This is a genomic window from Tsukamurella pseudospumae, assembly GCF_001575195.1.
Lineage (GTDB): Bacteria > Actinomycetota > Actinomycetes > Mycobacteriales > Mycobacteriaceae > Tsukamurella > Tsukamurella pseudospumae.
Genome location: NZ_LSRF01000058.1, coordinates 1,163,582 through 1,189,543, shown reverse-complemented (window position 1 = coordinate 1,189,543; position 25,962 = coordinate 1,163,582). Strand labels below are relative to the sequence as shown.

The following is a 25,962-nucleotide window of genomic DNA, read 5'->3' as shown; positions in this document are numbered from 1 at the left end:
CTCCGTCCCGTTCGCACCGAGAAGGGCGTTTTCGAGCGCAGGTGCGCAGCCCAGCCGGCGAGGACCGCCGTCAATTCCTGTCCGACGGTGCGCCCACCAGCAGGTCCGTCAGGACGGACGTCAGGACGTTCACCAGTTCGGCGGGGTCGGAATGGTCGTCGGAGTGCTGCCACCAGGCCATGAGGAACTCGTTGACCGACGGGATGAACGCGGCGTACGCCCACGGCGCGGCCGCGTGCACGCCGGCCTCCTCGGCTGCGGCCCGCACCATCGCGGCCCACCCCGCGCGATTGTCCATCCGGAACCGCTCGAGCTCCGCGCTCACACTCACCACCTCGACGAACGCGACCCGCAGGCCGCGGGGATCGGCGAGCACCGCGTCGATGTACGCGGCCAGACCGCGGGACACCAGGTCCCGCACGGCCTCGGGGCCGGCGCCGGAGGCACCGTCGACCAACGCAGCCGCGACGGCTGCGCGTCCCCGCGCCTGCACGCCGTCGTACAGGTGTCGCAGCAGCGCCTCCCGATCGCCGAACTGCTCGTAGAAGTGCCGGCGCGAGACCCTGGCGAGCTCGCAGATCGCGGCCACCGTCGTCTGCTGATAGCCCGCGGTCGCGAAGAGCTCCAGCCCCGCGTCCTCCAGGCGCGCGAGCCGCTCGGCGTGCCGCGTCCGCGCGTCGGCACCCGCGTACACCCGCCCGACGGTGCCCGTTCCCGAGCCCGATGCCGCCCCGGTCACGGTGTCGATTCGGTGGCGCCCCACCAGATGTTCACGCCACCGTCCACGGCGAACTCGTCGATCGCGGCGAGCTCCGCATCGGAGAAGTCGAGGTTCGCCACCGCACCGACGCTGTCCTCGAGCTGCGCCACACTGGACGCACCGATGAGCGCGGAGGTCACGGCCGGCGCGCGCAGCACCCACGCGATCGCCATCTGCGCCAGCGTCTGCCCACGCGCGGCCGCGAGCTCGGCGAGGCCGCGCACCCGCGCGAGGTTCTCCTCCGACAGCATCCCACCGGAGAGGCTCTTTCCGGCGGCTGCGCGCGAGTCCTCCGGCACGCCACCGAGGTAGCGATTCGTGAGGAGGCCCTGCGCGAGCGGGGAGAAGGCGATCACGCCCATCCCCTCGGCGGCGGTGGTCTCGAGCAGCGACCGGCTCGCAGTGCCCTGCGGCGTCTCCTCGCCGCGCTCGACCCAGCGATTGAGCATCGAGTAGGACGGCTGGTGGATGAGCAGCGGTGTGCCGAGGTCGCGCATGATCTCCTGCGCGCGGGCGGTGAGCGACGCGCCGTACGACGAGATGCCCACGTACAGCGCCCTTCCCGAGGTCACGGCGTGGTGCAGTGCGCCCATGATCTCCTCGAGCGGCGTCTCGGGATCCGGCCGGTGACTGTAGAAGACGTCCACGTAGTCGAGCCCCATGCGCTGCAGCGACTGGTCCAGCGAGGCGAGTAGGTACTTGCGCGATCCGCCGAAGCCGTACGGTCCCGGCCACATGTCCCAGCCCGCCTTCGACGAGATGATCAGCTCGTCGCGGTAGGGGCGGAAGTCCTCGGCGAGCAGGGTGCCGAAGTTCCGCTCGGCGCTGCCGGGCGGCGGCCCGTAGTTGTTCGCCAGGTCGAAGTGGTTCACGCCGAGGTCGAACGCCCGGCGCAGGATGTCGCGCTGGGTCTGCAGCGGCTTGTCGTCGCCGAAGTTGTGCCACAGGCCGAGCGAGACCGCCGGGAGCTTGAGCCCGGACTCCCCCACGCGACGGTACGGAACGCCCTCGTAACGGCGGTCGGCGGCGACGTACGGATCGAATGCACCCATGACCACCATCATGCCCGGCGCGCGTCGCCCGCGGGCCTACGATCGGCAGCATGAGTGACGACGCGCAGGACGGGCCGGCTCCGCAGGGCGAGTCCCAGGACGAGAGCCTGCTGACGGTGCTCATCGCGTTCGGCGCCAACGTGCTGATCGCGGTGGCGAAGTCGGTCGCGGCGGTGGTCACCGGGTCGGCGGCGATGGTCGCCGAGGCCGCGCACTCGTGGGCCGATACGGGCAACGAGGTCTTCCTGCTCATCGGCGCGCGGCGCGCCGCGAAGCCGGCGGACCCGACCCACCCGTTCGGGTACGGCCGCTCCGGCTACGTGTGGTCGATGTTCGCGGCGTTCGGCCTGTTCAGTGTCGGCGCGGCGGTGTCGGTGTGGCACGGCATCTCCGCCATGGCCGCGCCCGAGGAGACCTCGGACTACGGCTGGGCCTACACGGTGCTCGCCATCGCGTTCGTCCTCGAGGGCACGTCGTTCCTACAGGCGCTGCGGCAGACCAGGGCCGGCGCGGAGGAGCGCATGATGCATCCGTTGCGCTACGTGCGGATCACGTCCAACCCGGTGCTGCGCTCAGTGTTCGCGGAGGACCTCAGCGCGCTGATCGGCATCGTGATCGCCGCCAGTGCGCTTGCCCTGCACCAGATCACCGGGAACGCGGTGTGGGACGCGATCGGGTCGATCGCCGTCGGGATCCTGCTCGGCTTCGTCGCGATCTTCCTGATCCGGCGCAACATGGACTTCCTCACCGGCGAGGAGGCGACGCCGCTCGCCCGCAACCGGATGCTGGAGGCTCTGCTCGCGCACCCGGACATCAAGCAGGTGAGTTTCCTGCACATGGAGTGGGTCGGTGCCGATCGACTGTTCCTCGTCGCCGCCGTCGACCTTGAGGGCGACCTGCCGGAGTCCCAGGTCGCGGCGCGGCTCGCCACGATCGCGGACGACATGGATCGCATCCCGCGCATCCAGCGCGCCGTCTTCACCCTCACCCGGCCCGGCGACGCGACGACCCTGCGCCCCGGTCCCCTGCCCGACTGGTACCTCCCCGGCAGCGCACCCCGGCCCTGATCCTCGACCGGAGCGTCGACTCGGAACTCACTCCCGCTGAAGCTCAGAGTGATGGTAGATCCACCACGAAGTAGCTGGTGCCGCCGACCGCACCCGAGGTGCAGTGGTCCGCGTAACGCTGCGCTTCCTCTCGTGTAGAGAATCTCCGCGCCCGGTTCTCCCACGGTCCCCACGGCCGATCCCCCTCGCCGTCGGAGTGGTAGAGGGTGCATCCGTCGCGCAGCTTCACGACCACCGCCCACGCACGGGTGGACGACGCCTTTCGGCTTGTGGTTTTACGCAATCTGGACATGGCACCAGCGTAGCCAGCTATCCGCAATTGCGAATCTCTGATTCGACGCCGCAGCGGCCCGGCCGCGAAAGAAACATGACGCTTGGTGTCGTCTTTCGCTGACAGCGTTGACCTGGCACAGATCCCAACGACCAGAAGGCTTCCGATGAGTGCGCCCAACCTGTTCCTGATCTACGTCACCGATACCGAGCGTTCGACGCATTTCTATGCCGACCTGCTCGAGATCGAACCGGTGTTCCGTTCGCCGTTCTACGTCGCTTTCGAGGTCGCGGAGGGCGTCCTCTTCGCCCTGTGGAGTCGCCGCCGAGAGGCGGTGACGCCGGAAACTCCGCGCCTGTCCGAGGTGGGACTCATGGTTCCGGGTTCAGCCGCGGCGATCGACGAGCTCTACGGCAGATGGACGACGAACGGCCACAGGATCGTCGAGGACATCCATGACGATGTCTTCGGGCGCACCTTCGTGATCGCCGATCCAGACGGCAACCTCATCCGCGTCTCACCGATCGACTGAGCACCCGGGCGTAGTCCTGGACACCCCGACGAGGTGACCTACGCCAGGTGGGCTGCCAGCCGCGAGGCGTTCATGTGGGCGATGGCCTCGATGGAGATCATCGGGTTCACGCCGCTGGGCGTCGGGAAGCACGAGGCGTCCGCGACCACGAGATTCGGCACCTCCCAGGTCGCGCCGTCGGGGTCGGTCGCCGAGGTCTCCCGGCTGCCACCCATCGCGGCGGAACCCATGATGTGCAGCGCGATCATCATGCATCGCGCAGGACCGTAGCCCTCGCGCTGCGCGGCGGCGGCGAACCCGTCGAGCGACCCCGGCAGCCGCGCATCGACCCGGTTCTGGTGCGAGCTGCGCACCGACCGCGCGCCCGCGGCGGCGAGGATCTCGGCCGCACCCACCACGCCGCGGTGCATGTGCGCGGCGTCGTGGTCGCTGAGGCGGTACCGCACGACGGGCTCGCCGTCCCGCCCGACGGTGACCCGCCCACTTCCGGTGTCCCGGACGATCACGCCCACCTGCACCGTGTTGCGCAGCGCGCGCATGTCGGCCGCGTGCTGCGCGGCGGACTGCCAGGGCTGGAACAGGGTGATCGCGCCGGGGCTCGCCGGCCCGGTCTCGTAGATGACGCCGTAGCCGTCGCCGTCGAGATCCGCGTGCTCGGTGGAGTAGCGGGTCTGCAGGCCGCCCTCCCAGGGGCGGACGTCCTCGTCGAAGACCCCGGCGACCGCGGTCACGGGGTGCAGCCGCAGGTTCTCCCCGATCCGCTTGTTGCGCAGGCCGGAGCGCCGCAGCAGCGGCGGGGTCTGGAGCGAGCCGGCCGCGACCACGACCGCCTTCGCGGCGACGGTGACCGAGGCACCGTCGGGCCCGATCGCCTCGACGCCGGTCGCACGCCCCCGCTCGACGATCACCCGCCGCACCTCGACGCCCACGGCGATCCGGGCACCGTCGGCGGCGGCGTCCTGCAGCCAGGTCTTGACGGTGGACTGCTTGGCGCCGATCCGGCAGCCGTAGCCGCAGCGCCCGCACTCGATGCCCTGGTCGCAGCCGAGCACGTTGCGCGGCATGGCCTCGCAGTGCCAGCCGAGGGTGGTCAGGCCCCGCTCGAGGATCGCGTCGCGCGAGGACGCGCGGCCGTGATCGGTGTTCACACCCAGGCGGCGCTGCACCGCGTCGAGCGAGCGGGTGAACTCGTCGCCCGCGAACTGGCGCGCGCCGTGCGCGGCCCACTCGGCGCGCACGTGCTCGGGCGTGGTGAAGGAGGTGGACCAGTTGACCACCGTGCCGCCGCCCAGCGTGCCGCCGGCCATGAACGAGGAGAACTGTCCCTCGGCCGAGATCGCGGGGGCGCCCGCGTACAGGGTGGTCAGGGTGTCGAGTTCGCCAGAACCGAAATCGCGGTCGTCGTGGTAGCCGCCCTTCTCCAGCACCAGCACGTCCAGTCCCGCCGCGGCCAGCACCGCGGCCGCGGTCCCACCCCCGGCACCCGAGCCGACGACCACGACGTCGGCGGACAGGGCCCGTCCGGCCGGCAGGTCGATCGGGTGCAACGACGGTGCCGGGGCGTCCGGCAGCGGCCCGGGCGCCTCCGGATAGCCGATCGCGGCGCGGGCTGCGGTGGCGCCCGGAGCGATGTAGTACGACCCGATGAGCAGCGACCGCAGCCCCTGGAACACGGAGCGCGCTGCGGGCGCGGGTGACTCGCCCCAACCGAACAGCGTCTCCTCGCGCCGCGCCTGCGACTGCGCGGAGAACCGGCGAGGCCCCATCTTGTTGACCACGCCCATCCCGCGGGTGTCCCACAGGTCGAGGAAGATCTTCAGCTCGCGCAGCTCTCGCGGCAGCATCTTGTGCGCGGCGGTGCGGGAGACCGACGCGACGATGTCGATGTCGCGCGCGCCCGGCACACCGTCCCACCCCGGGACGAGCGTGTCGGCGATGGCGATGAGGGCACGGGCCTGGCGCGGGCTGAACACGTCGGTCGTCACGGCCTCATCCGATCACGGCGACCCGCCGCGGGTTGAGCGCGACGCGCACGATCTCGCCGTCCGCGGGCGCGGCGTCGCCGAGCGCCTCGACGAGCAGCTCGCCGTCGTCGGTGTCGACGCCCACGGTGATCCGCACCCCGTCGGCGGTGGGGACCGAGCCGACCACCCGGGCCGGGACCCCGTGCGCCTGGAGCACGACGGATCCGGGTCGCAGCCCCAGCTGGAACCTCCCGTCCGGGCAGTCGACGATGACCTGCCCCAGCGCGCACGTCGCCTGCTGGCGCTCGACCTGCGCGTCGAGCAGCACCGTGTAGCCGAGGAACCGCGCGACCTCGGGCGTGCGGGGGCGCCGCCACAGCCGGGCGGGCCGATCGATCTGGGCGATCTCGCCGGCGTCGAGCACGGCGACGGTGTCGGCGAGCTCCACCGCCTCGTCGTGGTCGTGGGTCACGACCAGCGCGGGCGTGGCGGTCTCGCGGAGGATCCGGCGCAGGTCGCCGACGAGGCGGTCGCGCAGCCGGCGGTCCAGCGCCGAGAGCGGCTCGTCCAGCAGCAGGAGGCGCGGGCGCGGGGCCAACGCACGGGCCAGGGCGACGCGCTGCTGCTGGCCGCCGGACAGCTCCCCGACGGGGCGCGCCCCCAGGCCCGGCAGCCCGACGAGCTCGAGCAACTCCTCGACCCGGGCGTCGGCCTCGGCCCGCGGGACGTGCCGGCGCTGCAGGCCGTAGCGGATGTTCCCGGCCACGTCGCGGTGCCCGAAGAGCTGGCCGTCCTGGAAGACCATGCCGAAGCCGCGCTTGTGCGTGGGCACCCGGGCCAGGTCGGCGCCGTCCCACAGGATGCGGCCGGAGGCCAGCGGCTCGAGGCCGGCGACTGCGCGCAACAGCGTGGACTTGCCGCAGCCCGACGGGCCGAGCAGCGCGGTCACCGACGAGGATTCACCGGACAGGACGTCCGGAGCCCCGGCTCCCGTCGCGTCATGCCCGACGGTGAGCGACACGTCGCGCACCGCCGTCTCGGCGCCGTACCGCACGCTCACGCGGTCGAGCGTCAGCACGTGTCCCCTCTCCCGGATCCCCGACCGCACCCGGTGCGCCCGGTCAGAACTCTGCCCTCGCGGTGTCGTCCCGGCGGAGCACCTCGACGAGCCCGATCACCAGCACCGTCGCCACGATGAGCAGCACGGAGCACGACGCCGCCAGCGCGGCGTTGTCCCACCCCGGGCGGCCGGAGATGCGGCCGATCAGCACCGGCAGAGTCATCTGCTCGGGCCGGACCAGGAAGCTGGCCGCCCCGAACTCCCCCAGCGTAACCACGTACGCGAAGCCCGCGGCGACGGCCACGGACCGCCCGACGACGGGAAGGTCGACCGAGGTGAACACGCGCAGCGGAGAGGCGCCGAGCACGGCCGCTGCCTGCCGCTGCCGAGGGTCGACCGCGGCGAGCGCGGGCACCAGCACACGCACCACCAGCGGCAGCGCGACGAGCGCCTGCACGAAGGGCAGCACCGCGGGCGATTCGCGCACCGTCGGGAGGGATTGCAGCGCAAGGAGATAGCCGAAGCCCAGCGTCACAGCGCTCACGCCGAGCGGCAGCATCACCACCGCGTCGGCGAACCGGCTCAGCAGACCGCGCGAGCGCGAGATGGCCAGCGCGGCCAGCGTTCCCACGACGAGCGCGATCGCGCCCGCCTGCGCGGCGGTCACCAGCGACATGACCATCGCCTTCGTCGGCACGACCCCGCCGAAGTCCTCCGTCAGGCGGCGGTAGGCGTCCAGGCTCAGTGCCCCCGACGGGTCGGGATGCAGCGACCGGAGCAGCAGCGCGACCAGGGGGAAGAGCAGCGCGACCACGGCCGTCGGCACGCCGACGAGCACGCCGATCCGCGCCGCGCCGCTCGGCCGGGCGGGCTGCGGGCGCGCCGCCGAGGAGGGGCGCGAGGCCCGCACGCGCAGCGCGCCGCTGAGGGTCACGGCGAGGATCACGACCACGATCTGCACCAGCGCGAGCAGGGCCGCGGTCCGCAGGTCGAAGGCCCCGACGACCTCCTGGTACATCGCCGTCTCGAGCGTGCGCAGGCGGCTGCCGCCGACCACGAGGACGATACCGAAGCTGGTGGCGCAGAACAGGAAGACCACCGCCGCCGCGGACGCGATCGCCGGGAGCAGCGCGGGCGCCGTGGCGGTGAGGAAGGCACGCGCCGGCCCGGCGCCGAGCGTGCGCGCGGCCTGCTCGGCGCGCGGGTCGACGGCCGACCAGACGCCTCCGACGATCCGCGCCACCACCGAGACGTTGAAGTAGGCGTGCGCGAGCAGCACCGCCCACACCGTCTCCGAGAGCCCGAGGAAGCCGAGACCTCCGCCGGGCGCGAACATCGTCCGGAAGGCGACGCCGACGACGACGGTCGGGAGCACGAAGGGCACCGTCACCAGTACCCGGACCAACCACTGCCCGCGGAACTTCACGCGCGCGGTCAGCCACGCGAGCGGTAGCCCGAGGATCACGGTGAGCAGCGTCGACGCCGCAGCCTGCCAGACGGTGAACCAGACCAGGCCCAGCCCGCCCGCGCCGGTGAAGCCCTCCCAGAGGGAGACACCGTCGGACGAGAGCCCGCGCCCGATGATCGCGGCGACGGGCCAGACGAAGAAGACCGCGACGAACAGCAGCGGCGCCGCCAGCAGGGCGAGCCGCCCGAGGGAGGCCGAGGGCGCGACGCCGCGCAGCACCCGGAAGGTCACCGCCCCATCAGCTGGCGCCACTGCCGCACCCAGCCGTCGCGCTCGTCGGCGAGCCGCTCGGCGGACAGCGTCGCGGCCTTCGGCGGGACGGGCGCGTACTTGGCCCACGCCTCCGGCAGCGCGACGCCGCGGGTCACGGGGTAGACGTACATCTCGTCGGGGATCGTGGCCTGCGCCGCGGGCGAGAGCAGGAAGTCGATCAGCTTGCGGGCACCGTCGGGGTTCTTGGTGCCGCGCAGCACGCCCGCGTACTCGACCTGCCGGAAGCAGGTGTCGAGCAGCGCCTTGGTCGGCGGGGCGGAGCCGTCCTTGCCGACCTCGGCCGCGGGCGAGCTGGCGTACGAGACGACGATCGGCTTCGGGCCCTTGCCCGACGATCCGGAGAAGTCGGTGGAGTAGGCGGTACTCCAGTTCGGCGCGACAGCCACGTCGTTCGCGCGCAGCGAGCGCCAGTAGTCCTGCCAGCCCTCGCCGAGGGTCGCGACGGAGCCCGCCAGGAAGGCCATGCCGGGCGATGCGAGTTCCGGGTTCTCGACCACGGTGAGCCCGCGGTACTCGGGCTTCGCGAGGTCCTGGTAGGTGACGGGCTCGGGCAGGTTCTTGTCCTTGAAGTACCGGGTGTCGATGTTCACGCACACGTCCCCGAAGTCGACGGCCGTCAGCTGCGGCATGCCGGCGAGCGCGTACTCCTGCGCGCCGTTCGCCGCAGCGGGCGAGACGTACTCGTCGAACACCCCGGCGCGCACGGGCCGCGCGGCGTACGTGTTGTCCACGCCGAAGGCGACGTCGCCGGGCGGGTTCCCCGGGGTCAGCGAGAGCTTCGTGGCCAGCTCGCCGCCGTCGCCGAGCTCGACGGTCTTGATCTTCAGGCCGGTCTGCTTGGTGAAGTCGGCGAGCACGTTCTCGGGCAGGTGGAAGCTCGAGTGGGTCACGAGGGTCACGGTTCCGGTGGCCGACGGTGCGTCGCTCGAGCCCGACGGGGCCGTGGACGTCGCGCAGGCACTGGTCGCCAGAGTCGCAGCGCTCAGGATCGCAAGGCCGAACCGGCCGAGGTTGTTCATCCGCTCAGAGTACGGCCCGCAGGCGCCCACGCTGCGCGAGGATCAGCGCGACCAGGCCGAGGGCGGCGAGCACCCCCTCGGCGAGAAGAACGGCACGCACGACCCCGTCGTGCAGCCCCGCCAGCTTGAGCAGGTCGTCGGTGAAGTGCACCCCGAGGTAGTACATCGCGGCGAGCGCGACGGCGAGCACCGTCGACCAGCGGGTGTACGCGGCGCCGGGGCTCGTGAAACCCTCGCCACCGGCGCGGCCGAGGGGACCGTGCACCACCCAGATGAGCAGCGGCACGACCCAGACGAAGTGGTGGATCCACGAGATCGGCGAGCCGAGCAGCCCCAGCAGCTGGACCAGGACCAGCGCGATGAGGGCGTCGCCACGACGCACGACCCACCACGCGGCGAACAGCAGTGCGGCCGCGACGGCCACCGCGACGAGCCAGGCGACGCCGGTCCCCACGTCGTGGCCCACGAACCGCGACACCGCGCCGCGCAACGCCTGATTATCGGGCTTGGCGGGATCGCCGATCGGCCCGGTGTCGCCGAGCAGCACCGTGAAGTAGCGGCGCGTCTCGCTGGGCAGGAGCAGGTAGCTGATCCCGACGGTCGCGCCGAAGGTCACACCGGAGAAGACGGCGGCCCACACCCGGCCACGGGCGAGCAGGAACAGCCCGCCCACCGCGGGGGTGAGCTTGATGCCGGCCGCGATGCCGATCAGGAGGCCGGAGGCACCGTCGACCGTCCCCGGCCTGAGCGCGAGCACCGGCCCGGGGGCGTTCCGGGCCACGAGGTAGGCGGCCCACACGCCGAAGGTCATGAGGACCACGTTGATCTGGCCGTAGTCCAGGTTGGTGCGGACCGGGTCGATCCAGAGCGCGCCGGCCGTCCAGAGCAGGGGCAGTTCGCGCGGCACGTCGCCCAGACGCGACGGTGCGCCCCTCCCCGCGGCCAGGATGGCCAGGCACATGCGGATGACCAGGAACAGCAGCCCGGCGGTGAGCGCCACCCAGCCGACCGCGACCACCGGGAAGGGCAGGAAGCGCAGCGGGAAGAAGAACAGGCCCGCGAACGGCGGGTACGTGAAGGGCAGCGGCTGGTCGGGCGTGTAGTCGCGGAGGGCGAAGTCGTAGAGCCCGCCCTCCGAGACGCGCCGCGCCGCCTCGTAGTAGACCCGCAGGTCCACGAAATTGAAGTTGTGCCTGCCCGCGAGGATCCACACGATGCGGGCCCCGACCGCCGCGAGGAAGAGCGGGAGCGCCGCCCGGCGCAGCCCGCCGGCGAGACCGCCGTCGGCCTGCGCGATGCGGTCCTTGGTCACGGGTGGACACCTTAGCGATGCTCACACCCGTTGCGCGAACCGCCGCACTTCTGGACCATGGAGCGAGTGACCACCGCACAGACGAGCGTTCCCGATCACTCCGCCCTCCGTTCGGCGGTGTCCGGGGCGCGCGCGATCGTCGACGTGGGCGTGGTCGTGGCGGTACTCGTCGCCACCAATCTCATCGCGCACTTCACCGGGAGCTGGGCCGCGCTGCTGGCCGTTCCCCTGTCCGCGGTACTGCTCATCGGCATCGCCCGGCACCGCGGGCTGGACTGGCACGAACTGGGGCTGGGGCGCGAGCACTGGCGGTCGGGCGCGAAGTACGCAGCAGCGGCGGTGTTCGTGGTAGCGGCGGTGATCGTGATCGGCGCCCTGCTGCCGGTGACCCGCGGGCTGTTCCTCAACGACCGCTACGCCACCTTCTCGACGGCGATCATCGCCTCGATGGTGATCATCCCGCTGCAGACCGTGATCCCCGAGGAGCTGGCCTTCCGCGGCGCGCTGCACGGCACGCTGTCGCGGGCGATGCACTTCCGCTGGGTCGTGGTCACGGGTTCGCTGCTCTTCGGCTTCTGGCACATCGCCTCGTCGCTGGGGCTGACCAGCGGCAACGCGGGCCTGACGAAGCTGCTCGGCGCCGGCGCGCTGGCGCAGTTCCTCGGCATCGCCGGTGCCGTGCTGGCCACCGCGTTCGCCGGGTGGGTGTTCACCTGGCTCCGCTCCCGCAGCGGCTCCCTCATCGCCCCCATCGCGCTGCACTGGTGCCTCAACGGCGCGGGCGCGCTGGCCGCCGCCTTCGCCTGGCAGCTCCTGCGCTGATCCCCGGCCGTCCTCGCTTCGCTCGGGGCTCGCTCCCTAGCGGGGCGGCCACCTCCCCAGGTCCATGGACATGGGGAATGCACGACACGCGGTGGCGCAGCACGTCCCGCTAGGGCGCGCCGACGGTGCCTGGCCGGCCTGAGCCCGTTCGTCCCCGGGGAGTCCCGACGATGACCGCGCGTCGGGTCACGCCTCTCAGCCCGGGAATCGCGGGATAGAGGCGATCACGCCCGTGTTGAACATCTGCGTGGTCAGGATGGTGTGGAACCGCCTCCGGTCCAGCAAGTCCTCCCACTTCCAGTGACAGACGGTGATGCCGATGGTGGCGAAGTCACTGTCCCGCCGCTGCTCGTACCGCCGACGGTCGGCGCCGGACCGGTACTTGTCCTCGCCGTCGAACTCCCCGACGAGCCGCCCCCAGAAGAAGTCGACGTAGTACGTCCGCCCCCTGATCCGAAAGATGCGCTGCAGTTCCGGGTGCGGCAGCTTCCACTGGATCATCCGTGCCCGTGACCACGACTCGCCCACCGATTCGCTGCACTCCACGGAATCCCCGAGGGCACGCAGCACCATCTCACTCCCGGTTCGTCTGCCGAGGCCGGAGACGACCCGCACCAGCTCCGCGAGCGGCACCGTCGGCCGGTCTGTGGGCTTCGGGACGCGCGGAACCAGGCGCGCACCGTCGAGCAGGGCGAGCGCCTGCTCGTAGTCACCGGCCATCGCACCGTCGATCGCGGTCCGAGCGAGCGACGTGACCCGAATCGCGTCCAACAGAACGATGTCCTCGGGTGGCAGCGGCCTCGGATGCACATGCCGCTTGCCACTGACCAGCCCGCCCTTGTGCCTGTCGTCGATCGTGGTGTGCACGCGGGAGTAGTCCGGCCTGAGCATGGGCAGGCCCCACAGGACCGCAGCGCTCTGATGGCTGATCACACCCCAGCCTCCGACGGTGCCGGCGGCGCGCACCATGCGCGCGTACTCCACCCACACTGTCAGTTTCAGAAGAGAGCAGCACGATTTCGAGAGTGCACTGCACTGATGCGGTTCAACGTACTCTGTCAGAGCCCAAGTTCAGGACATTCGATTCCGGGCTCGTACACTGCGATGGTTTTGTGCGCGGACCTTTTTCTACCCTCAGGTCCGACATAGTCACGGTCATTTCAGAAATTGCGCACCATCCAATTACCCCTGGGGGTACTCTGGCGGATTCGAGTACTACCCGGTCCGTGTTTTGGAGGAATGTGCGTAGATGGATTCATCTGAGTGGGATGCGCGTTACAGCAGCGTCGAGCATCCGTGGGGCTCGGCCCCGGCGGCTGCCCTGTCTGCGCGGTTCGCGGAGCTGACGCCGGGCCGGGCGATCGACCTGGGCTGTGGAGACGGCCGCCACGCTCGATGGTTGGCCGACGCGGGCTGGACAGTGCGCGCTGTCGACTTTTCTTCTGTGGCAATCGAATTGGCACGCAGCGGCGGCGAGGATCGGGCGATCGACTACACCGTCGCCGACGCCCGGACCTGGGAACCATCCGAACCGGTGGATCTGGTGGCCATCGGCTTCCTGCATCTACCGGTCGACGAGTTGGTCGCCGTCATTGCCGGTGCAGCGAGTTGGCTCGCACCGAGCGGACGGTTGCTGTATCTCGGCCATGCGCTCGAGAACTTCACTCACGGCGTCGGGGGCCCACCCGATCCGTCGATCCTGCCCGCCATCGACGACCTCGCCCGCGCCGCGAGCGGACTGCAGGTCCGCGAACTGGGACACCTGGTCCGCCCGGTCGGCGAGGGTCGGGCCATCGATGTCCTTCTCCACGCACAGCCCTGGGGCACCGCAGCTCACCGCGATCTGAAGAACGGAACCTTCACGTGACCGATCATCCCACTCCCCTGCGCGTGGTGTTCGCGGTGAACACCACACCCACCGCCGTGGTGCGAGCGATCCACAACCTTCTCGATGCTGCGACAGAGCCGGTGACGATCGAAGTCGTGTGCTTCGGACCGGGCCTCGATGCGGCCTTGCGCTGTTCGGATATCTCCCTGGAGATGCGGGCGTTGATCGACTCTGCCTCCATCACGGTGAAAGCATGCCGCAACAGTCTGGAGGGCAGAGGGCTCGGTGACGACGATCTGCTGATGGGTGTCGAAATGGTTCCCGCTGCAGTGCTCCATCTCGCTCGACGTCAGCGAGATGGATGGTCACAGCTCTACACCTGACGTCACATCCCCGCTCCAGTGTCGTAGGCACACCGTCTCAGAGAGTTCGGTCCTCGCGTTCACCGAGCTCGGAGGACTCGGCTGCGGTGTCGCGGTCTCGACCACGGACGATGCGCACCGTCAGCACTGCGATGATCACCAGCACTGCGATCAGGAGCACTGCGGTGTTCGGTACCGCGTCGGCCACGTCGCTGATCCAGACCTGCAGCGAGTACTGACTGTCGACCCCCATGACGCCGCCGAGGTTCGCTGTGCCCTCCGTGAGCAGGAACAGCACTCCGATACCGATGAAAAGCACCCCCGATATCAGAGACGTCGTGTGCGTTTTCAGCGGTCCTATGCTGATTTCCTTGCCGCGCAGCCACGTTCGTGATCCGAGCGAGAATCGGTCCCAGACCAGCGCCAGCACGAACAGGGGTATCACCATCCCCGCTGCGTAGAGTGCCATGAGCACTCCGCCGTATACGGCCTGACCGCCGGCGACGGCAACGGTCAGGACCGCGCCGAGCAGGGGTCCCGAGCAGAACCCTGCGAGCCCGTAGACCGCGCCGAGGGCGAACACCGATCCGGTGGAGGAGACGTCGATGCGCGCGGCTGCTCTCTGAGCGGACCCCAGCGCGAAGCCGCGACCGACGATGATCATCACTCCGAGGGCGATGATGACCACGCCGCCGATCATCGTGGTGACCTCGCGATACCGGGTGATCGCCGAGCCGATGGCCCCGACTCCAGCACCGAGGGGCACCAAGACCGCTGCCAGCCCGAGGTAGAAGATCCCGGTGCGGCCGGCGAGCTTGCCGGCCCCGTCGAAGGCGTACGCGAAGAAGGAAGGAAGTAGCAGGGCCGAGCATGGACTGAGAAGTGCCAGCAGCCCGCCGAGAAATGCTCCGAGAAGTCCGATCTGCGACATCGCGGGCCGCCCTACGCGCCGGCTGCCGCGTCGATCAGATCGACGAACTCCGAGAACGGTTGCGCGCCCAGAACCGGATCACCGTTGACCGAGAACGCCGGAGTGGCCGGGATACCCAGCGACTGCGCTTCGGTGGAGTCGGCGGTGATCGCGGCGTCGAATGCCATGCCGGTGGCGTCGGCGGTGAACCGAGCCATATCCGGTACCCCGGCCTGTTGCGCGTAGCTCTGCAGCGACTCCAGTGTCAGGTCCGCGTGACCGGTCTCGGGAGCATCGGCGTAGACGGCGCGGGTGAACTCCCAGAACTTGCCCTGGGCGGCGGCGGCGCGTCCGGCCCGGGCAGCATCGAATGATTGTTGCCCGAAAATGGGTAGGTCTCGCCATTCGATGCGCAGGGTGCCGGTATCGACGTATCGATCGATCAGCTGCGGCTCGGTGTCCCGGCTGAACTGGGCGCAGAACGGACACCGGAAGTCCGAGAAGGCGATCATCACCACCGGGGCGTCGACGTCGCCGAGGGCCATCGGATCATCGGTCACACGGTGTGCCAGATCGCCGAGCGGTCCCATCACCGGCGGTCCGCTCGCGCTGCTCGACCCGGCGGCCGGTGCCGCCTCCGACTGCTCGCCGCCACCGGTCGTTCCGAGCACGAGAGCTCCCACGAGCACGGCCGCCACCACCACGGCGATGGCCAGGAGCACGATGTCGCGGCGGCGAGTGGAGCGAGATGTCGAAGTCATGCAATACCTTTCGGCAGTCGGATACTGGCAGCGATACCCATCTGGGTATAGCCTCACAGTGTCACCCTACTCACACAACTACACCCCGTAGGAGATCCCAGCCGATGACAGAGCCCGCCACCTCCGACCGTCTCGACGTCGATGCTGCCGGCCGTTCCGGTGACGGGGTGATCGCCGAGTCCGATCGTTTCCGGGGTTGGGGGGCGCGGGTACTGCGCGGCACCGTCGCCGGTGTGGTCACGGTGTTGGTGGTGGGCATTCCCACCGACATCATCGACACGCCGGTCTTCGGCCGTGAGGTGCCGGTGCGGGCGTGGGAGCTTCCGGTTCTGCTGGCCACGGCCCTGTTGACCGCACTGTGGTTCGGGATCGACAAACCCGCGCGGGTCGAGCGGACCGGCACACCCGCCGCTCTCGGTGTGGTCCTGACCTTCTTCGCCGTCGGATGTCCGGTGTGCAACAAGCTGGTACTTCTTGCGCTCGGCACCTCGGGTGCACTGGGGTTGTGGGCACCGATACAACCCATCCTTGCCGGGGTGTCCCTGGCAATGCTGACAGCAGCGGTGATGGTGCGATGGCGCAAACGCGACTGCACCTCCGCGTCCTGCGCAGCATGACCGGGCGACGCCTGCTCACCCGTGCACCGACCATCGAGTGACCGACACCCGAACCGATCGAAAGGAACCGAACGAACTATGACCGAACTGGCCATCGGCACCCGCGTGGACATGCCGTTCGAGGAAACCGTGGACGCAACCCGTGAGGCACTCGCCGAACAGGGATTCGGAGTACTCACCGAGATCGACATGCAGTCGACGTTGAAGAGCAAGATCGACGCCGACATCGAACGCTACGTCATCCTCGGAGCATGCAATCCGCAGCTGGCGAAGGCTGCGATCGACACCGATCGGCAGGTGGGGTTGCTGCTGCCGTGCAACGTGGTGGTGCGAGCCGATGGCAGCAGCACGATCGTCGAAGCGATGAACCCCCAAGTGATGGTGGGACTCTCGGATGCAGCGGGCCTGGCCGAGGTCGCCGACCGGGCCACCGCACTGCTGCAGAGCGCGATCATGGCACTCGGCGGAGACAGCACCACCACATAGATGGGTGCGCACCGTATCGGCAGAGCGGCGGCAGTGATCGGCACCGTTGCACTGTGCGCCGTCGCGCTGGCGTCGGGATGCAGTTCCTCACCTGCTCCCGACACCACGGGCACCGATCCGGCGGCACATCCGTTGTCGCCGGCCGCGCCGCCGCCGGGCTTCGGAGACACGGCCCTGTGGTCCATCCCGTTCCTGTCGCAGCCGCACATCGTCGAGGACGGGTTCGTCGGAGTCGTCGACTCCTCGGACGCATCCGGTTCGCACCGGGTGCAGGTACTCGACGACACCGGCACACCACGATTCGGCGTGGACGTACCCGCCGATCGCGACGAGTTCGCGGTGACCAGCACACACAACCGTGAGCTGTTGATCACCGAGGACATCGATGATCCCGGTTCGGGTGCACCGGCCACGATGACCGCCCGCGATACCCGCACCGGCGACCTCGTATGGGGTCCGGTCTCTGCTGCAGGCTGCCTGACCGGGTCCGGACTGCTGATCGACGCCGACTGCTCGCAGACAGCAAGGCCCGCAGCCGTGGCCGCCATCTCGGCAACCGACGGACACCGCACCGACCTGACGGGTGCGATCTCCGAATTCGGTGGATACGCGGTCACCGTCGACGGCGACACAGCGCGCATCGTGACCGCCGACACCGGCAACACCGCCTGGTCCACCGACACCCTCACCCCGCCCCCCGCAGCGATCCCCGGGACCGCACGATTCGTCGCCACCGCCGGCAATGCAGTGGTCGTGGCATGGACGATCCCGACCCGTCCCGAACCGATCCAGGCGGTCTATCGACTCTCCGATGCCGAGCTCCGATGGATCAGCGGTAGCCGCAGTCCGATGGTGATGACCGCCGACAGCAGTAGCGGGGCGACGATGATCACCACCGCAGACCTCACCGACGACGGAATCGCTGTCCTGTTCGAGCAGTACGGCACCCGAGGTTTCACCGCCGATCAATTTCCCGGTGCCGACCGCTTCGCTCTGGTCGGCGGCATCGTCTACGGCGCGTCGGACTCGGGGGTGACTGCCATCGATGCGACCTCCGGCCGCGTCACCGGCACATCACCGAGTGCCGCACCGACAGCAGTGACCTCGAACGGTGTCGCATTGGCCCAGAGCAGCGACGGGTACACCGCGTTCAAGGTGATCCCCCATTTCTGAGCTGCCCGCCCGCACACCCCGTTCAGGACGTCTTGGGCCGACCTCGAAGATCGACGGAGAACAACGGGCCGAGCAGACACACGTTGACCACCCCGGTCAGCACGAAGACACCGCCGATCACTCCCACCACGATGCCCCCGACACCGCCGAGCACGACGGCGACCACGATCAGAGCGATTCCCACCACGATGCGCAGTGCGCGTCCGGCAGTACTGCGCATGAATTCGACGAACGACATGATGATTCCAGTTCTGTAGAGGGACTTTCACTGTTGGACGGGCGAGAACGCCGAAGTGGACCGATCCACGGCTCCTCGCGCGAACAGCCCAACCCCAACCCCAACCCCAACCTCGACCTCGACCTCGACCTCGACAGCGCGGCATACGACGAGCGCTTCGCGCGCGATCTGATCGACCAGGGCACGACTCTTCGCCGCTTCGCAGCCGCGATGACACGATCACCGGCCGATACCGACGATCTGGTGCAGGACGTCCTCGAACGCGCGTGGCGCAACCGAAGAACGTTTCGATCCGAATCGGCGCTCACGACGTGGCTCTACCGGATCACGATCAACCGTGCCCGCGATGTGGCCGCACGCGCGGAGACTCAGCGCACAGAACCATCGGGCACGGGCGACATCGATGTACCGATCAGCGACCTCGAGCACCCCGAGACGGTCGCGCAGGCGCTCAGCGATCGATCCACGGTGCGAGCGGCGCTGGCGACGTTGACCGTCGAGGATCGAATGGTCCTGGCATTACACGACGGCGAGGGCTGGACGGCGACACAGATCGGTGCGGTCGGCGCGCTCACCACCGCAGCGGTGTACAAGCGCATCCACCGTGCACGGGTGAAGCTGCTACACGCCCTCGACGACGGTCCCACACACCCGCGAAGCGACTCCCAGGCGTGCCGGCGCACACTCGCCGCGGCATCGGACTACCTGGACGGGCGTCTCGATGTCGACGCGTCGGCCCGCATCGATACGCACCTGCGGCAGTGTCGCCGCTGCCCACCCATCGCACAGGCCCTGATCGGTATCAAGACCGCACTCGGCCTGCGGCCGTGGACCAGCGCGGTACCCGAACAGTTCGTGTACGACGTCGCCCACTTGGGCGGACCCCCGCCCGCCGCGATGACCGGTCATCCCCGACACCCGGAATCGGATACCCCATAGGGTATATTGGGGAGTAATTCGTCGACCGAGGGAGAGACTCATGTGCAGGGCTGTCACGTGCAAGAAGTGCGGAAAAACGACGTGGGCGGGATGTGGTCAACACGTCGATCAGGTGATGCGGGGCGTTCCGGCGTCCAATCGCTGCAAGGGGCACGACTCCGATCCGAAGTCACCGGGATTGCTCTCCCGCATGTTCTCCAAGAAGTAGATCGCGGTCCGCAGCCCTGGTCCTGCAAGGGCTGCGACACGAGTCGTAGTTCTTCGCGATCTCGGTGTCGCGGTCTCGCCCGTCGCGGCGTCGACCGGTCAGACCGCGCATGCGCAGGTCCGCATCGTAGTGAACGAACAGCCCCCACCCGATCAGGTGCAACAGCACGACCACACTTGCCATCGCCGGCAAGCTGGGCTTCGTCGCGGGAAAATCGATGTCGCGCAGGCACACTCACGTCGATCACCGGCACAGCCAGCCGTCCGGCGGGCAGCGGTGGGAGGTCGTGATCGACGTCTCCGACCCTGGAGTGGCAACGATGTATTACAGGGCCATGGAGGCCTGGACGGTGACGTAGACGGCCACGACGAGCAACAGGGCTGCGAAGCTACGGGTGAGTGTGGTGGCAGAGACTCTGTCGCTGATGACTTTTCCTGCGAACGAGCCTGCAATTGCCGCGAGGGTGAACGGTACGACGATCTCCCACGGGATGGTGGCACCCGTGCCGAGGCGTTCGGTGAAGGCTCCCGCGCTGGTGATGGAGATGATCACCAGTGACGTTCCGACCGCGACGGGCATCGAGTAACCCAGTGCCAGAACCAGGGCGGGGACGATGAGGAATCCGCCGCCCACTCCCAGAAACCCGGTGAGGAAGCCGACGACGAGCGCGGAGGCGACCAGCTTGACTACCTGGGAAGTGGTGATCTTCACTTTCGTGGGCTTGGTGGCGACCGCGACGGCACCCGGGCGTGTTCCCGCGGTCTCGGCCGGGTTCGGTGTCGGTAGGTCGACATCGTGTCCGCGCCGGGTGCGGCGCAGCATCGCACCGGCGGCGACGATCATCAGTGCCGCGAACGCGAGCAGCAAGATCTGCGGGTCGACCGATCGGTTGAGGATCGATCCACCGAAGGCGGCGCCCGAGCCCAGAATTCCGAACACTGCCGCTGCCCGCCACCGAACGTGCCGTGCTCGCGCATGGCTGATGGCCGCGATGATCGAGGTGATTCCGACGATGATCAGCGAGGCGCTCGTTGCCGATTGCGGTTCGACCGCCAGGAGATACACCAGGGCAGGAACAGTCAGTATCGATCCCCCACCACCGAGCGCGCCGAGGGAAAGACCGATGAGAATCCCTGCGGCAACTGCGCTCGCCAGGGTGGCGACCATGTCAGATCACTGCGCCGGGGGTGCCGTCATCACGGACCACAGGGCGGCCGTCTTCGTGCCACGCTTTCATTCCGCCCGACAGATTGTGCGCTGTGCGACCGGCATCGGTGAGGGCCGCGACAGCTTTGCTCGACCGAGCGCCCGAGCGGCACACCACGACCAATTTCTGCTCAGGAGGGTAGGCAGCAGGATCGAGATCGCCGAGGCGTACATGGACGGCGTCCGGGGCGTGTCCGGCTGCCCATTCGTCGTCCTCGCGGACATCGATCAGGGTGGCTCCCGATTCGGCGATCAGTGCGTGTGCGGCGGCCGGATCGGCTTCCGGTGGTGCTTCAGTCATGAAGAACGCTCCTTGGATCAGTGGGTGCTTACAGGGCGTGCAGCGGCGTGGCCGGCACGAAGCGATAGCCGTCGCTCGGTGAGAACGTGGCCGAGACGGTGAACCGATCTCCTCGAATCACTGTGTGCCGCAACTCCACCGGCCGGGAATTCATGCAACCCAAGCGGCGGATCGACAGCGCGGCGGTCTTCGAGTCGAGTTCGAGTGCTGCCGCATCCTCCGGATCCGGGACGACGGCAGTGACGTCCTCGCGGCCACCGGTCAGGCGGATGCCGCAGCGTTTCTCGAGCTCGATGTAGAGAGCCGTGTGAGTGAAGTCCGCATCCAGGAGGTCGCGTGCCAGATCCCCCGGCAACCAGGCATGGTCGAGCGCCAACGGCATGGTCCCTGCCATGCGGATGCGCTCCAGGTAGAGCAGCGGAGCCTTGGGACCGATTTGCAAGGTAGCGGCCACCGCGGGGTCGGTCCGCAGTTCGAGTGCACGCACCACGCTGTGCTGGGCAACACCCGTGGCTTCCACGGCAGCGAAGAGACTGTAGAGCGCACCGAGTGGTTGCTCGATCACCGGCGGAGCCGCCAAACGAGAAGGCCGGCCACGCTCTGCAATCAAGATTCCTTCGTTCCGCAGGTGCCGCAGGGCCTCGCGGGTGGTGTGACGGCTCACCCCGTAGCTCGTCGTCAACGCATGCTCGCCCGGGAACTCGGAGCCGGCGAATTCGTCGTCACCGATTCGGCGGACCAGATCGGCATGCAGTTGCGCCCACAGCGGCATCGCACTGGAGCGGTCGAGCGCGGCGCTGCGATCGGGTTCAACCATCAGAGGCCCTCCTGTCGATCTGTGTCGGAATCCGAATTCGAGCCGCCGGCTGCTGACCCTCGGGGCCACTGTACAACAAATGTACGTACATCCGTACGGACGCAGTGGTGCTCTGTGCAAGTCGATGCGATGTCGACCGAGGATCTCGGGGACCGCAGCTCCCCGTCCCCGAGAAACCATCCGTCGGCGTCGCCGACACACAACGAGACAACGCTCGCATCGAGAAAATTTGTTTCCCACCACGAACGAGCGCCTGGTGAAGATCGCGGCGAGTCGGTCCCGGATCAGGCCAGTCGGTGCCGGATCAGGAGTGTCGCGCGGGGGCTTTCTCGCCCTGGGTCTGCTTTACCGTCGGTGGCGCGGCGAGCCGACAGGGCGAGCACCGGACCGAACCGGGGGCGGACTGCACGACCGCCTCCGATTCGGGCGGGTTCGATCAGACTGTTTCGAGGTTGCGCGCGGCCCAGGCGGCGTAGCTGCCCTCGAGTTCGACAACTCGGTAGCCGGCGCGGCGCAGGGCGCTGGCTGCGACCGCGTTACGGACGCCGCTCTGGCAATAGGTCACGATCGGACCGCTCGTGGGCAGTCCGTCGAGGTTCCACAGCACTCGGCCACCGCTGAGCTGTTCGGAGCCAGGTATGTGGCCGTCGGCGTGTTCGGTTTTGTTGCGCACGTCCAGCACCATTGCCGGGTCGAACGAATCCAGCTCGTCCGCACCGATCGTCTCGGGTGTCGTCATAGGGAGTCCTCGTAGACTCGTGACGTACCCGGTCACCGTATCGATGCCGACCCGCAGCAGGTGATCACGTAGCTCGTCGGCGACGGCGTGGTCCTCGGCGAGCACCACCAGTGGAGTGTCCTCTCGTTCGGGGTCGTAGACCCAGGCACCGAACGAGGCTGCCTTGTCGATGCCGGGGATGTTGAGCGCTCCGGGGACAGCGCCGGCGTGCACCTCATCTTGGCCGCGGGTGTCGAGGAGGACGACCTCGTCGGAGTCGAGGGCGCGTGCCAATTCTGCGGAGTCGTACTCGCGCAAGGGAGAGAGTGGCCCGAGAACGACCGGGCCCTGCTTGTTCTGACGCTTCATCCGGCCGAAGTAGGCGTGTGCATCCGGTTGGCCGTCGAGCATCTCGTCGACGAAGCCCTGCTCGTCGTCGCGCTCGACATACCCGGCCCACCAAGCGAAACGGCGTTCGTAGCCGACGCTGGTCGACGGAAGCGCGCCGAGAGCTTTTCCGCAGGCACTGCCCGAACCGTGACCGGGAAAGACCTGGATATGATCCGGCTGCGTGACGAACGACCGCTTCAGACTGCGGAAGATCTGTTTGGCACCCTCGAAACGGGTGTCGACACCGTCGGCAGCTTCGTCGAGTAGGTCCGGGCGGCCGAGATCGCCGGCGAAGACGAAGTCGCCCGTCAACATGTATCCCGGAGCATCGGCGAAGGCGCCGTCGGTCACCAGGAACGAGAGGTGCTCCGGGGTATGACCGGGCGTGTGAACGGCTTGCACCGTGATGTTGCCCAGAGCCAGCGTGTCGCCATCGTGGAGGCGTTCGGCCTCGAAGCCGTACTGCCAGTCGTCGCCGCCCTCTCCTGAGACGTAGGTGGTCGCGCCGGTGGCCTTGGCCAGCTCGCGGGTGCCGGACAGGTAGTCGGCATGGATGTGGGTCTCGGTGACGGCGGTGATGGTCATGCCATGTCGATCGGCCAGGTCGAGGTACACACCGATGTCGCGGCGGGCGTCGACCACCACTGCCTCTCCCTTGGCCTGGCAGCCGATGAAGTATCCGGCTTGGGCGAGGTCTTCGTCGTAGATGCGTTCGAGAAGCATCGAAATCTCCTTGTCGATCGTGGTGGCGTTCGTACAGGTCTCAGAATTCATGGTACCCCGTGGGGTATTTTCAGGAGGTTCTGTACGGCGAGGTGCACGGTTCCGATTCCTGCGGGGTGGAGGCGGCGTTCCACTGGGCGACCAGGGGCATCGCAACCGACTGATCCAGCGAGGCGCAACGACTCACAGCGACATCGCAGTGGTTGCCGATCATCACGTCCTCCTCAGCCGTCCGGCACTCGCCGACTCGGGGCGGACGAGGAAATTTCATTCGTCCCGAGTGTGGCGTTTGTCGGTATCGGCGACTAGCCTCACTCATAATGTACGTACATCCGTACGAGCAATCAAGGAGAGGGCGACGTACACCTCGGCACGTGTCCTTGCACCACCTGCTCGAACGCCGGAATGACCTTCCAGCACGACTGCTGTGGATGCAGTGCACCTGGCCTCAATGACCACCAATGTCGTGACCACACGGCTCGCGCCCACACCGACGTCGAGCTGAAGCACCCCGGCACCAACCGAAATCGAGACCGCGCTCACCGAGCTCGTGTCTCGAACAGGAGGACCACATGTCCGCGCACACCATCGACCACAAAGTCGCGATCATCGGCGGAGGCAACGCCGGTATTTCGCTCGCGGCACGTCTGCGGCGAGCAGGAATGACCGACATCGGCATCATCGAGCCGGCAGAGACCCACTATTACCAACCTTTGTGGACGCTCGTCGGTGGAGGCCGCGCCCCGGCCTCGGAGAGTGCGCGCAGCGAGGCGTCGGTGATGCCCCAGGGCGTCGGCTGGATCAAGGATCGCGCCGAGGGAGTCGACCCCGATGCCCAGACGGTCAGCACCTCCTCGGGAACTACGATCCATTACGACCACCTGGTGGTGTGCCCCGGCATCCAGCTCGACTGGGATTCGGTGCCCGGCATGGCCGAATCGATCGACACCCCGCAGGTCTCGAGCAACTACCGCTACGATCTCGCACCCAAGACGTGGCAGATGATTCAGAAGATGCGGTCCGGCACCGCCGTGTTCACGATGCCCTCCGGCCCCATCAAATGCGCGGGTGCCCCGCAGAAGATCGCGTACCTCGCCGCCGACTACTGGCGAGAGCAGGGCGTGCTCGATGCCATCCGAGTTGTCCTCGTCCTTCCCACACCCGGAATGTTCGGGGTACCGGTGTTCGCCGAGGAGCTCGAACGAGTCGTGGCGCGTTACGGCATCGAGGTGCGCAAGAACAGCGAAGTCACCGCTGTCGATCCGGACGGTCGATCGGTGACGATCACCGACAACAGTGCAGGTACCACCGACGAGCTACCCTACGACCTGCTCCACGTCGTACCGCGCCAATCCGCACCGGACTGGATCAAGGCCAGCCCCATAGCGGACCCCGACAATCCCGCCGGATACGTCCAGATCGACAAGAACACACTGCGGCACAACAGATTCGACAACATCTTCGCCCTCGGTGACGCCGGATCGTCACCGAATTCCAAGACCGGTGCCGCCATCCGCAAGCAAGCACCCGTGGTCGCCGAGAACCTGCAGGCGAGCATCGCCGGCCGTCCACTGACCGCACAGTACGGCGGGTACGCCTCCTGCCCCTTGACCACCTCTCGCAAGACGATGCTTCTGGCCGAATTCGACTACACGATGCAGCCGGCTCCCTCGATACCGCTGATCGACACCACACACGAACGCCGCGACATGTGGTTCCTCAAGAGACGCGGACTGCCGGCGTTGTACTGGAACGCCATTCTCACCGGCCGAGCGTGACCGGTCGACCGCCGCACAGTTACGACCGCGAGGGCGAGCTGAGCCACTATCGGTCGGTGTTCGAGGCCATCGAACGACGCGTGATACCGGAGGTGGTGATCACCCGGCTCACCCCGTATCTGCTCGTTCTGGTGTCGGCGGCCGTGCTCGGAGTGGTGCTTCCGCACACCGGCGGCGCACACGGGTACGACGTTCTTCTGCGCACCGAAAGCGCCGACGCGGAATCAGCGGGCGTGTTGGCGACACTGTTCACCGCATTCACTCTCACGTTCACCGTCGTGGTGGCCTCGATCGCGCGTCTGGTTCGGCGTTTTCGGTGGGCCGCTCTGGCTTTGGCGGGCAACGGTGTCACCACGGTGTTCGGTGTGCTCGCGATCTGGGCTCGGCAGTCACTGGCACCGACCGCGACGGTGGCGGGTCCATCGATCGGCCTGTATCTGGGCGCGGTGGCAGCCCTGCTGTCCACCGTTCTCTGGGCTCGTGTGGTGTTCACCCGCCCACCCGAGCAGCCCGGTCCAGCGCGCAGGAGCTGACACGTCGCGGGCCCGATCACCCCATCTCGAACCGGCTGTCCTGTCTCGGTCCGATCACCCCCGTGCATCGATGCGGGGGTGGTCGGACCGTTGTCAGGCGAGGGCGAGAAAGAGCTTCTCGAGCTCCGCTTCGCTCATCTTCTCCCCTGTTTCCGCCCCGGTGATGCACTCACGAAGTCCGGTGGCGACGATCTTGAAGCCTGCCCGGTCGAGAGCCTTCGACACCGCGGCCAGCTGGGTGACGACGTCCTTGCAGTCACGGCCGCTCTCGATCATCGAGATCACTCCTGCGAGCTGACCCTGCGCACGCCGCAGACGGTTCAGTACCAACGCGATGCTTTCGGTGTCACCGGTCATGTCGTTCAGTCCTTCGT

27 protein-coding genes are annotated in these 25,962 nt (G+C 68.5%); 11 read left to right on the top strand and 16 right to left on the bottom strand.

What is annotated here, in order from left to right; all coding sequences use genetic code 11:
- Nucleotides 1–70 precede the first annotated feature (70 nt).
- Together AXK60_RS26690 and mgrA are read right to left on the bottom strand one after the other, a co-directional pair.
- Nucleotides 71–739 carry a TetR/AcrR family transcriptional regulator gene (locus tag AXK60_RS26690; protein WP_175400101.1) on the bottom strand — a complete coding sequence of 223 codons (669 nt, stop codon included), beginning with the start codon at nucleotides 737–739 and terminating at the stop codon, nucleotides 71–73.
- The gene (mgrA, locus tag AXK60_RS24405; RefSeq protein ID WP_068575344.1) at nucleotides 736–1,812 is read right to left on the bottom strand and encodes an L-glyceraldehyde 3-phosphate reductase; all 1,077 of its coding nucleotides are present in this window, start codon (nucleotides 1,810–1,812) and stop codon (nucleotides 736–738) included. The genes AXK60_RS26690 and mgrA overlap by 4 nt, the downstream gene beginning before the upstream one ends.
- A 50-nt stretch (nucleotides 1,813–1,862) precedes the next feature.
- Between mgrA and AXK60_RS24400 the strand changes: the two genes are divergently transcribed.
- Both AXK60_RS24400 and AXK60_RS24395 read left to right on the top strand, forming a co-directional pair.
- Nucleotides 1,863–2,879 carry a cation diffusion facilitator family transporter gene (locus AXK60_RS24400; protein WP_068575095.1) on the top strand — a complete coding sequence of 339 codons (1,017 nt, stop codon included), beginning with the start codon at nucleotides 1,863–1,865 and terminating at the stop codon, nucleotides 2,877–2,879.
- A gap of 377 nt (nucleotides 2,880–3,256) precedes the next feature.
- Complete coding sequence (locus tag AXK60_RS24395; protein WP_231855652.1) at nucleotides 3,257–3,682, top strand: VOC family protein; 426 nt, start codon at nucleotides 3,257–3,259, stop codon at nucleotides 3,680–3,682.
- 38 nt (nucleotides 3,683–3,720) lie between these two features.
- Here AXK60_RS24395 and AXK60_RS24390 read toward each other — a convergent pair whose 3' ends face one another.
- Genes AXK60_RS24390 through AXK60_RS24370 form a run of 5 tightly spaced genes read right to left on the bottom strand, consistent with a single transcriptional unit; the run spans nucleotide 3,721 to nucleotide 10,778 of the window.
- Nucleotides 3,721–5,667: a GMC family oxidoreductase N-terminal domain-containing protein gene (locus AXK60_RS24390; protein WP_082778232.1), complete on the bottom strand. Its 1,947-nt coding sequence runs from the start codon at nucleotides 5,665–5,667 to the stop codon at nucleotides 3,721–3,723.
- 4 nt (nucleotides 5,668–5,671) lie between these two features.
- On the bottom strand, nucleotides 5,672–6,724 hold the full coding sequence (locus AXK60_RS24385; protein WP_068575093.1) for an ABC transporter ATP-binding protein: 1,053 nt from the start codon (nucleotides 6,722–6,724) through the stop codon (nucleotides 5,672–5,674).
- A gap of 43 nt (nucleotides 6,725–6,767) precedes the next feature.
- On the bottom strand, nucleotides 6,768–8,426 hold the full coding sequence (locus AXK60_RS24380; protein ID WP_082778231.1) for an ABC transporter permease: 1,659 nt from the start codon (nucleotides 8,424–8,426) through the stop codon (nucleotides 6,768–6,770).
- On the bottom strand, nucleotides 8,402–9,466 hold the full coding sequence (locus AXK60_RS24375) for a thiamine ABC transporter substrate-binding protein (protein ID WP_068575091.1): 1,065 nt from the start codon (nucleotides 9,464–9,466) through the stop codon (nucleotides 8,402–8,404). Before AXK60_RS24375 ends, AXK60_RS24380 begins: the two co-directional genes overlap by 25 nt.
- A gap of 4 nt (nucleotides 9,467–9,470) precedes the next feature.
- Nucleotides 9,471–10,778 carry a glycosyltransferase 87 family protein gene (locus tag AXK60_RS24370; RefSeq protein ID WP_068575090.1) on the bottom strand — a complete coding sequence of 436 codons (1,308 nt, stop codon included), beginning with the start codon at nucleotides 10,776–10,778 and terminating at the stop codon, nucleotides 9,471–9,473.
- 57 nt (nucleotides 10,779–10,835) lie between these two features.
- Here AXK60_RS24370 and AXK60_RS24365 point away from each other — a divergent pair, with 57 nt between their 5' ends.
- Nucleotides 10,836–11,600 (top strand): CPBP family intramembrane glutamic endopeptidase, encoded by a 765-nt coding sequence (locus AXK60_RS24365; RefSeq protein WP_082778230.1) that lies wholly within the window; start codon nucleotides 10,836–10,838, stop codon nucleotides 11,598–11,600.
- 195 nt (nucleotides 11,601–11,795) lie between these two features.
- On the opposite strand, the gene AXK60_RS24360 is transcribed toward AXK60_RS24365, so the two are convergent.
- Nucleotides 11,796–12,569: a hypothetical protein gene (locus tag AXK60_RS24360; protein WP_217491795.1), complete on the bottom strand. Its 774-nt coding sequence runs from the start codon at nucleotides 12,567–12,569 to the stop codon at nucleotides 11,796–11,798.
- Nucleotides 12,570–12,849: 280 nt separating this feature from the next.
- Here AXK60_RS24360 and AXK60_RS24355 point away from each other — a divergent pair, with 280 nt between their 5' ends.
- Together AXK60_RS24355 and AXK60_RS24350 are read left to right on the top strand one after the other, a co-directional pair.
- The gene (locus AXK60_RS24355; protein ID WP_006898208.1) at nucleotides 12,850–13,467 is read left to right on the top strand and encodes a class I SAM-dependent methyltransferase; all 618 of its coding nucleotides are present in this window, start codon (nucleotides 12,850–12,852) and stop codon (nucleotides 13,465–13,467) included.
- Nucleotides 13,464–13,811, top strand: a complete 348-nt coding sequence (locus AXK60_RS24350) for a DsrE family protein (protein WP_006898207.1) — start codon at nucleotides 13,464–13,466, stop codon at nucleotides 13,809–13,811. The genes AXK60_RS24355 and AXK60_RS24350 overlap by 4 nt, the downstream gene beginning before the upstream one ends.
- Nucleotides 13,812–13,848: 37 nt before the next feature.
- On the opposite strand, the gene AXK60_RS24345 is transcribed toward AXK60_RS24350, so the two are convergent.
- Together AXK60_RS24345 and AXK60_RS24340 are read right to left on the bottom strand one after the other, a co-directional pair.
- Complete coding sequence (locus AXK60_RS24345; RefSeq protein WP_068575088.1) at nucleotides 13,849–14,721, bottom strand: cytochrome c biogenesis CcdA family protein; 873 nt, start codon at nucleotides 14,719–14,721, stop codon at nucleotides 13,849–13,851.
- A gap of 11 nt (nucleotides 14,722–14,732) precedes the next feature.
- Nucleotides 14,733–15,461, bottom strand: a complete 729-nt coding sequence (locus AXK60_RS24340; protein ID WP_068575087.1) for a DsbA family protein — start codon at nucleotides 15,459–15,461, stop codon at nucleotides 14,733–14,735.
- 104 nt (nucleotides 15,462–15,565) lie between these two features.
- Between AXK60_RS24340 and AXK60_RS24335 the strand changes: the two genes are divergently transcribed.
- The 3 genes from AXK60_RS24335 (at nucleotide 15,566) to AXK60_RS24325 (ending at nucleotide 17,737) form a co-directional block, all read left to right on the top strand.
- Nucleotides 15,566–16,078 carry a hypothetical protein gene (locus AXK60_RS24335; protein WP_068575086.1) on the top strand — a complete coding sequence of 171 codons (513 nt, stop codon included), beginning with the start codon at nucleotides 15,566–15,568 and terminating at the stop codon, nucleotides 16,076–16,078.
- Between the two features lie 78 nt (nucleotides 16,079–16,156).
- Nucleotides 16,157–16,564, top strand: coding sequence for a DUF302 domain-containing protein (locus AXK60_RS24330; RefSeq protein WP_058253875.1), 408 nt, complete (start codon nucleotides 16,157–16,159; stop codon nucleotides 16,562–16,564).
- Between the two features lie 33 nt (nucleotides 16,565–16,597).
- The gene (locus AXK60_RS24325; RefSeq protein WP_244881169.1) at nucleotides 16,598–17,737 is read left to right on the top strand and encodes a PQQ-like beta-propeller repeat protein; all 1,140 of its coding nucleotides are present in this window, start codon (nucleotides 16,598–16,600) and stop codon (nucleotides 17,735–17,737) included.
- Nucleotides 17,738–17,759: 22 nt separating this feature from the next.
- On the opposite strand, the gene AXK60_RS24320 is transcribed toward AXK60_RS24325, so the two are convergent.
- On the bottom strand, nucleotides 17,760–17,975 hold the full coding sequence (locus tag AXK60_RS24320; protein WP_068575084.1) for a YgaP-like transmembrane domain: 216 nt from the start codon (nucleotides 17,973–17,975) through the stop codon (nucleotides 17,760–17,762).
- Nucleotides 17,976–18,008: 33 nt separating this feature from the next.
- On the opposite strand from AXK60_RS24320, the gene AXK60_RS24315 reads away from it, so the two are divergent.
- Entirely contained in the window at nucleotides 18,009–18,914 is a 906-nt protein-coding gene (locus AXK60_RS24315) for a sigma-70 family RNA polymerase sigma factor (RefSeq protein WP_244881168.1), read from the top strand.
- A 532-nt stretch (nucleotides 18,915–19,446) separates the two neighbouring features.
- On the opposite strand, the gene AXK60_RS24305 is transcribed toward AXK60_RS24315, so the two are convergent.
- The 4 genes from AXK60_RS24305 to AXK60_RS24295 form a co-directional block, all read right to left on the bottom strand.
- On the bottom strand, nucleotides 19,447–20,289 hold the full coding sequence (locus AXK60_RS24305) for a sulfite exporter TauE/SafE family protein (RefSeq protein WP_068575082.1): 843 nt from the start codon (nucleotides 20,287–20,289) through the stop codon (nucleotides 19,447–19,449).
- A gap of 1 nt (nucleotide 20,290) precedes the next feature.
- Nucleotides 20,291–20,629 (bottom strand): rhodanese-like domain-containing protein, encoded by a 339-nt coding sequence (locus AXK60_RS26035; RefSeq protein ID WP_082778229.1) that lies wholly within the window; start codon nucleotides 20,627–20,629, stop codon nucleotides 20,291–20,293.
- 28 nt (nucleotides 20,630–20,657) lie between these two features.
- Nucleotides 20,658–21,446 (bottom strand): GntR family transcriptional regulator, encoded by a 789-nt coding sequence (locus AXK60_RS24300; RefSeq protein ID WP_068575081.1) that lies wholly within the window; start codon nucleotides 21,444–21,446, stop codon nucleotides 20,658–20,660.
- Between the two features lie 436 nt (nucleotides 21,447–21,882).
- Entirely contained in the window at nucleotides 21,883–23,277 is a 1,395-nt protein-coding gene (locus tag AXK60_RS24295; protein WP_068575340.1) for an MBL fold metallo-hydrolase, read from the bottom strand.
- Nucleotides 23,278–23,849: 572 nt separating this feature from the next.
- Here AXK60_RS24295 and AXK60_RS24290 point away from each other — a divergent pair.
- Nucleotides 23,850–25,055 (top strand): NAD(P)/FAD-dependent oxidoreductase, encoded by a 1,206-nt coding sequence (locus AXK60_RS24290; RefSeq protein ID WP_068575080.1) that lies wholly within the window; start codon nucleotides 23,850–23,852, stop codon nucleotides 25,053–25,055.
- The gene (locus AXK60_RS24285) at nucleotides 25,052–25,588 is read left to right on the top strand and encodes an Rv2732c family membrane protein (protein ID WP_068575079.1); all 537 of its coding nucleotides are present in this window, start codon (nucleotides 25,052–25,054) and stop codon (nucleotides 25,586–25,588) included. The genes AXK60_RS24290 and AXK60_RS24285 overlap by 4 nt, the downstream gene beginning before the upstream one ends.
- Before the next feature lie 93 nt (nucleotides 25,589–25,681).
- Here AXK60_RS24285 and AXK60_RS24280 read toward each other — a convergent pair whose 3' ends face one another.
- Nucleotides 25,682–25,945, bottom strand: a complete 264-nt coding sequence (locus tag AXK60_RS24280) for a metal-sensitive transcriptional regulator (RefSeq protein ID WP_006898188.1) — start codon at nucleotides 25,943–25,945, stop codon at nucleotides 25,682–25,684.
- Nucleotides 25,946–25,962: the final 17 nt, after the last annotated feature.

What these genes read in the sequence shown, in the direction of transcription:
- AXK60_RS24355 (WP_006898208.1), top strand. Translation starts at nt 12,850, where the DNA reads ATGGATTCATCTGAGTGGGATGCGCGTTACAGCAGCGTCGAGCATCCG.
- AXK60_RS24340 (WP_068575087.1), bottom strand. Translation starts at nt 15,461, where the DNA reads ATGACTTCGACATCTCGCTCCACTCGCCGCCGCGACATCGTGCTCCTG.
- AXK60_RS24360 (WP_217491795.1), bottom strand. Translation starts at nt 12,569, where the DNA reads ATGGTGCGCGCCGCCGGCACCGTCGGAGGCTGGGGTGTGATCAGCCAT.
- AXK60_RS24335 (WP_068575086.1), top strand. Translation starts at nt 15,566, where the DNA reads ATGACAGAGCCCGCCACCTCCGACCGTCTCGACGTCGATGCTGCCGGC.
- AXK60_RS24400 (WP_068575095.1), top strand. Translation starts at nt 1,863, where the DNA reads ATGAGTGACGACGCGCAGGACGGGCCGGCTCCGCAGGGCGAGTCCCAG.
- mgrA (WP_068575344.1), bottom strand. Translation starts at nt 1,812, where the DNA reads ATGGGTGCATTCGATCCGTACGTCGCCGCCGACCGCCGTTACGAGGGC.
- AXK60_RS24290 (WP_068575080.1), top strand. Translation starts at nt 23,850, where the DNA reads ATGTCCGCGCACACCATCGACCACAAAGTCGCGATCATCGGCGGAGGC.
- AXK60_RS24300 (WP_068575081.1), bottom strand. Translation starts at nt 21,446, where the DNA reads ATGGTTGAACCCGATCGCAGCGCCGCGCTCGACCGCTCCAGTGCGATG.
- AXK60_RS24280 (WP_006898188.1), bottom strand. Translation starts at nt 25,945, where the DNA reads ATGACCGGTGACACCGAAAGCATCGCGTTGGTACTGAACCGTCTGCGG.
- AXK60_RS24365 (WP_082778230.1), top strand. Translation starts at nt 10,836, where the DNA reads ATGGAGCGAGTGACCACCGCACAGACGAGCGTTCCCGATCACTCCGCC.
- AXK60_RS24345 (WP_068575088.1), bottom strand. Translation starts at nt 14,721, where the DNA reads ATGTCGCAGATCGGACTTCTCGGAGCATTTCTCGGCGGGCTGCTGGCA.
- AXK60_RS24305 (WP_068575082.1), bottom strand. Translation starts at nt 20,289, where the DNA reads ATGGTCGCCACCCTGGCGAGCGCAGTTGCCGCAGGGATTCTCATCGGT.
- AXK60_RS26035 (WP_082778229.1), bottom strand. Translation starts at nt 20,629, where the DNA reads ATGACTGAAGCACCACCGGAAGCCGATCCGGCCGCCGCACACGCACTG.
- AXK60_RS24330 (WP_058253875.1), top strand. Translation starts at nt 16,157, where the DNA reads ATGACCGAACTGGCCATCGGCACCCGCGTGGACATGCCGTTCGAGGAA.
- AXK60_RS24295 (WP_068575340.1), bottom strand. Translation starts at nt 23,277, where the DNA reads ATGCTTCTCGAACGCATCTACGACGAAGACCTCGCCCAAGCCGGATAC.
- AXK60_RS24375 (WP_068575091.1), bottom strand. Translation starts at nt 9,466, where the DNA reads ATGAACAACCTCGGCCGGTTCGGCCTTGCGATCCTGAGCGCTGCGACT.
- AXK60_RS24320 (WP_068575084.1), bottom strand. Translation starts at nt 17,975, where the DNA reads ATGTCGTTCGTCGAATTCATGCGCAGTACTGCCGGACGCGCACTGCGC.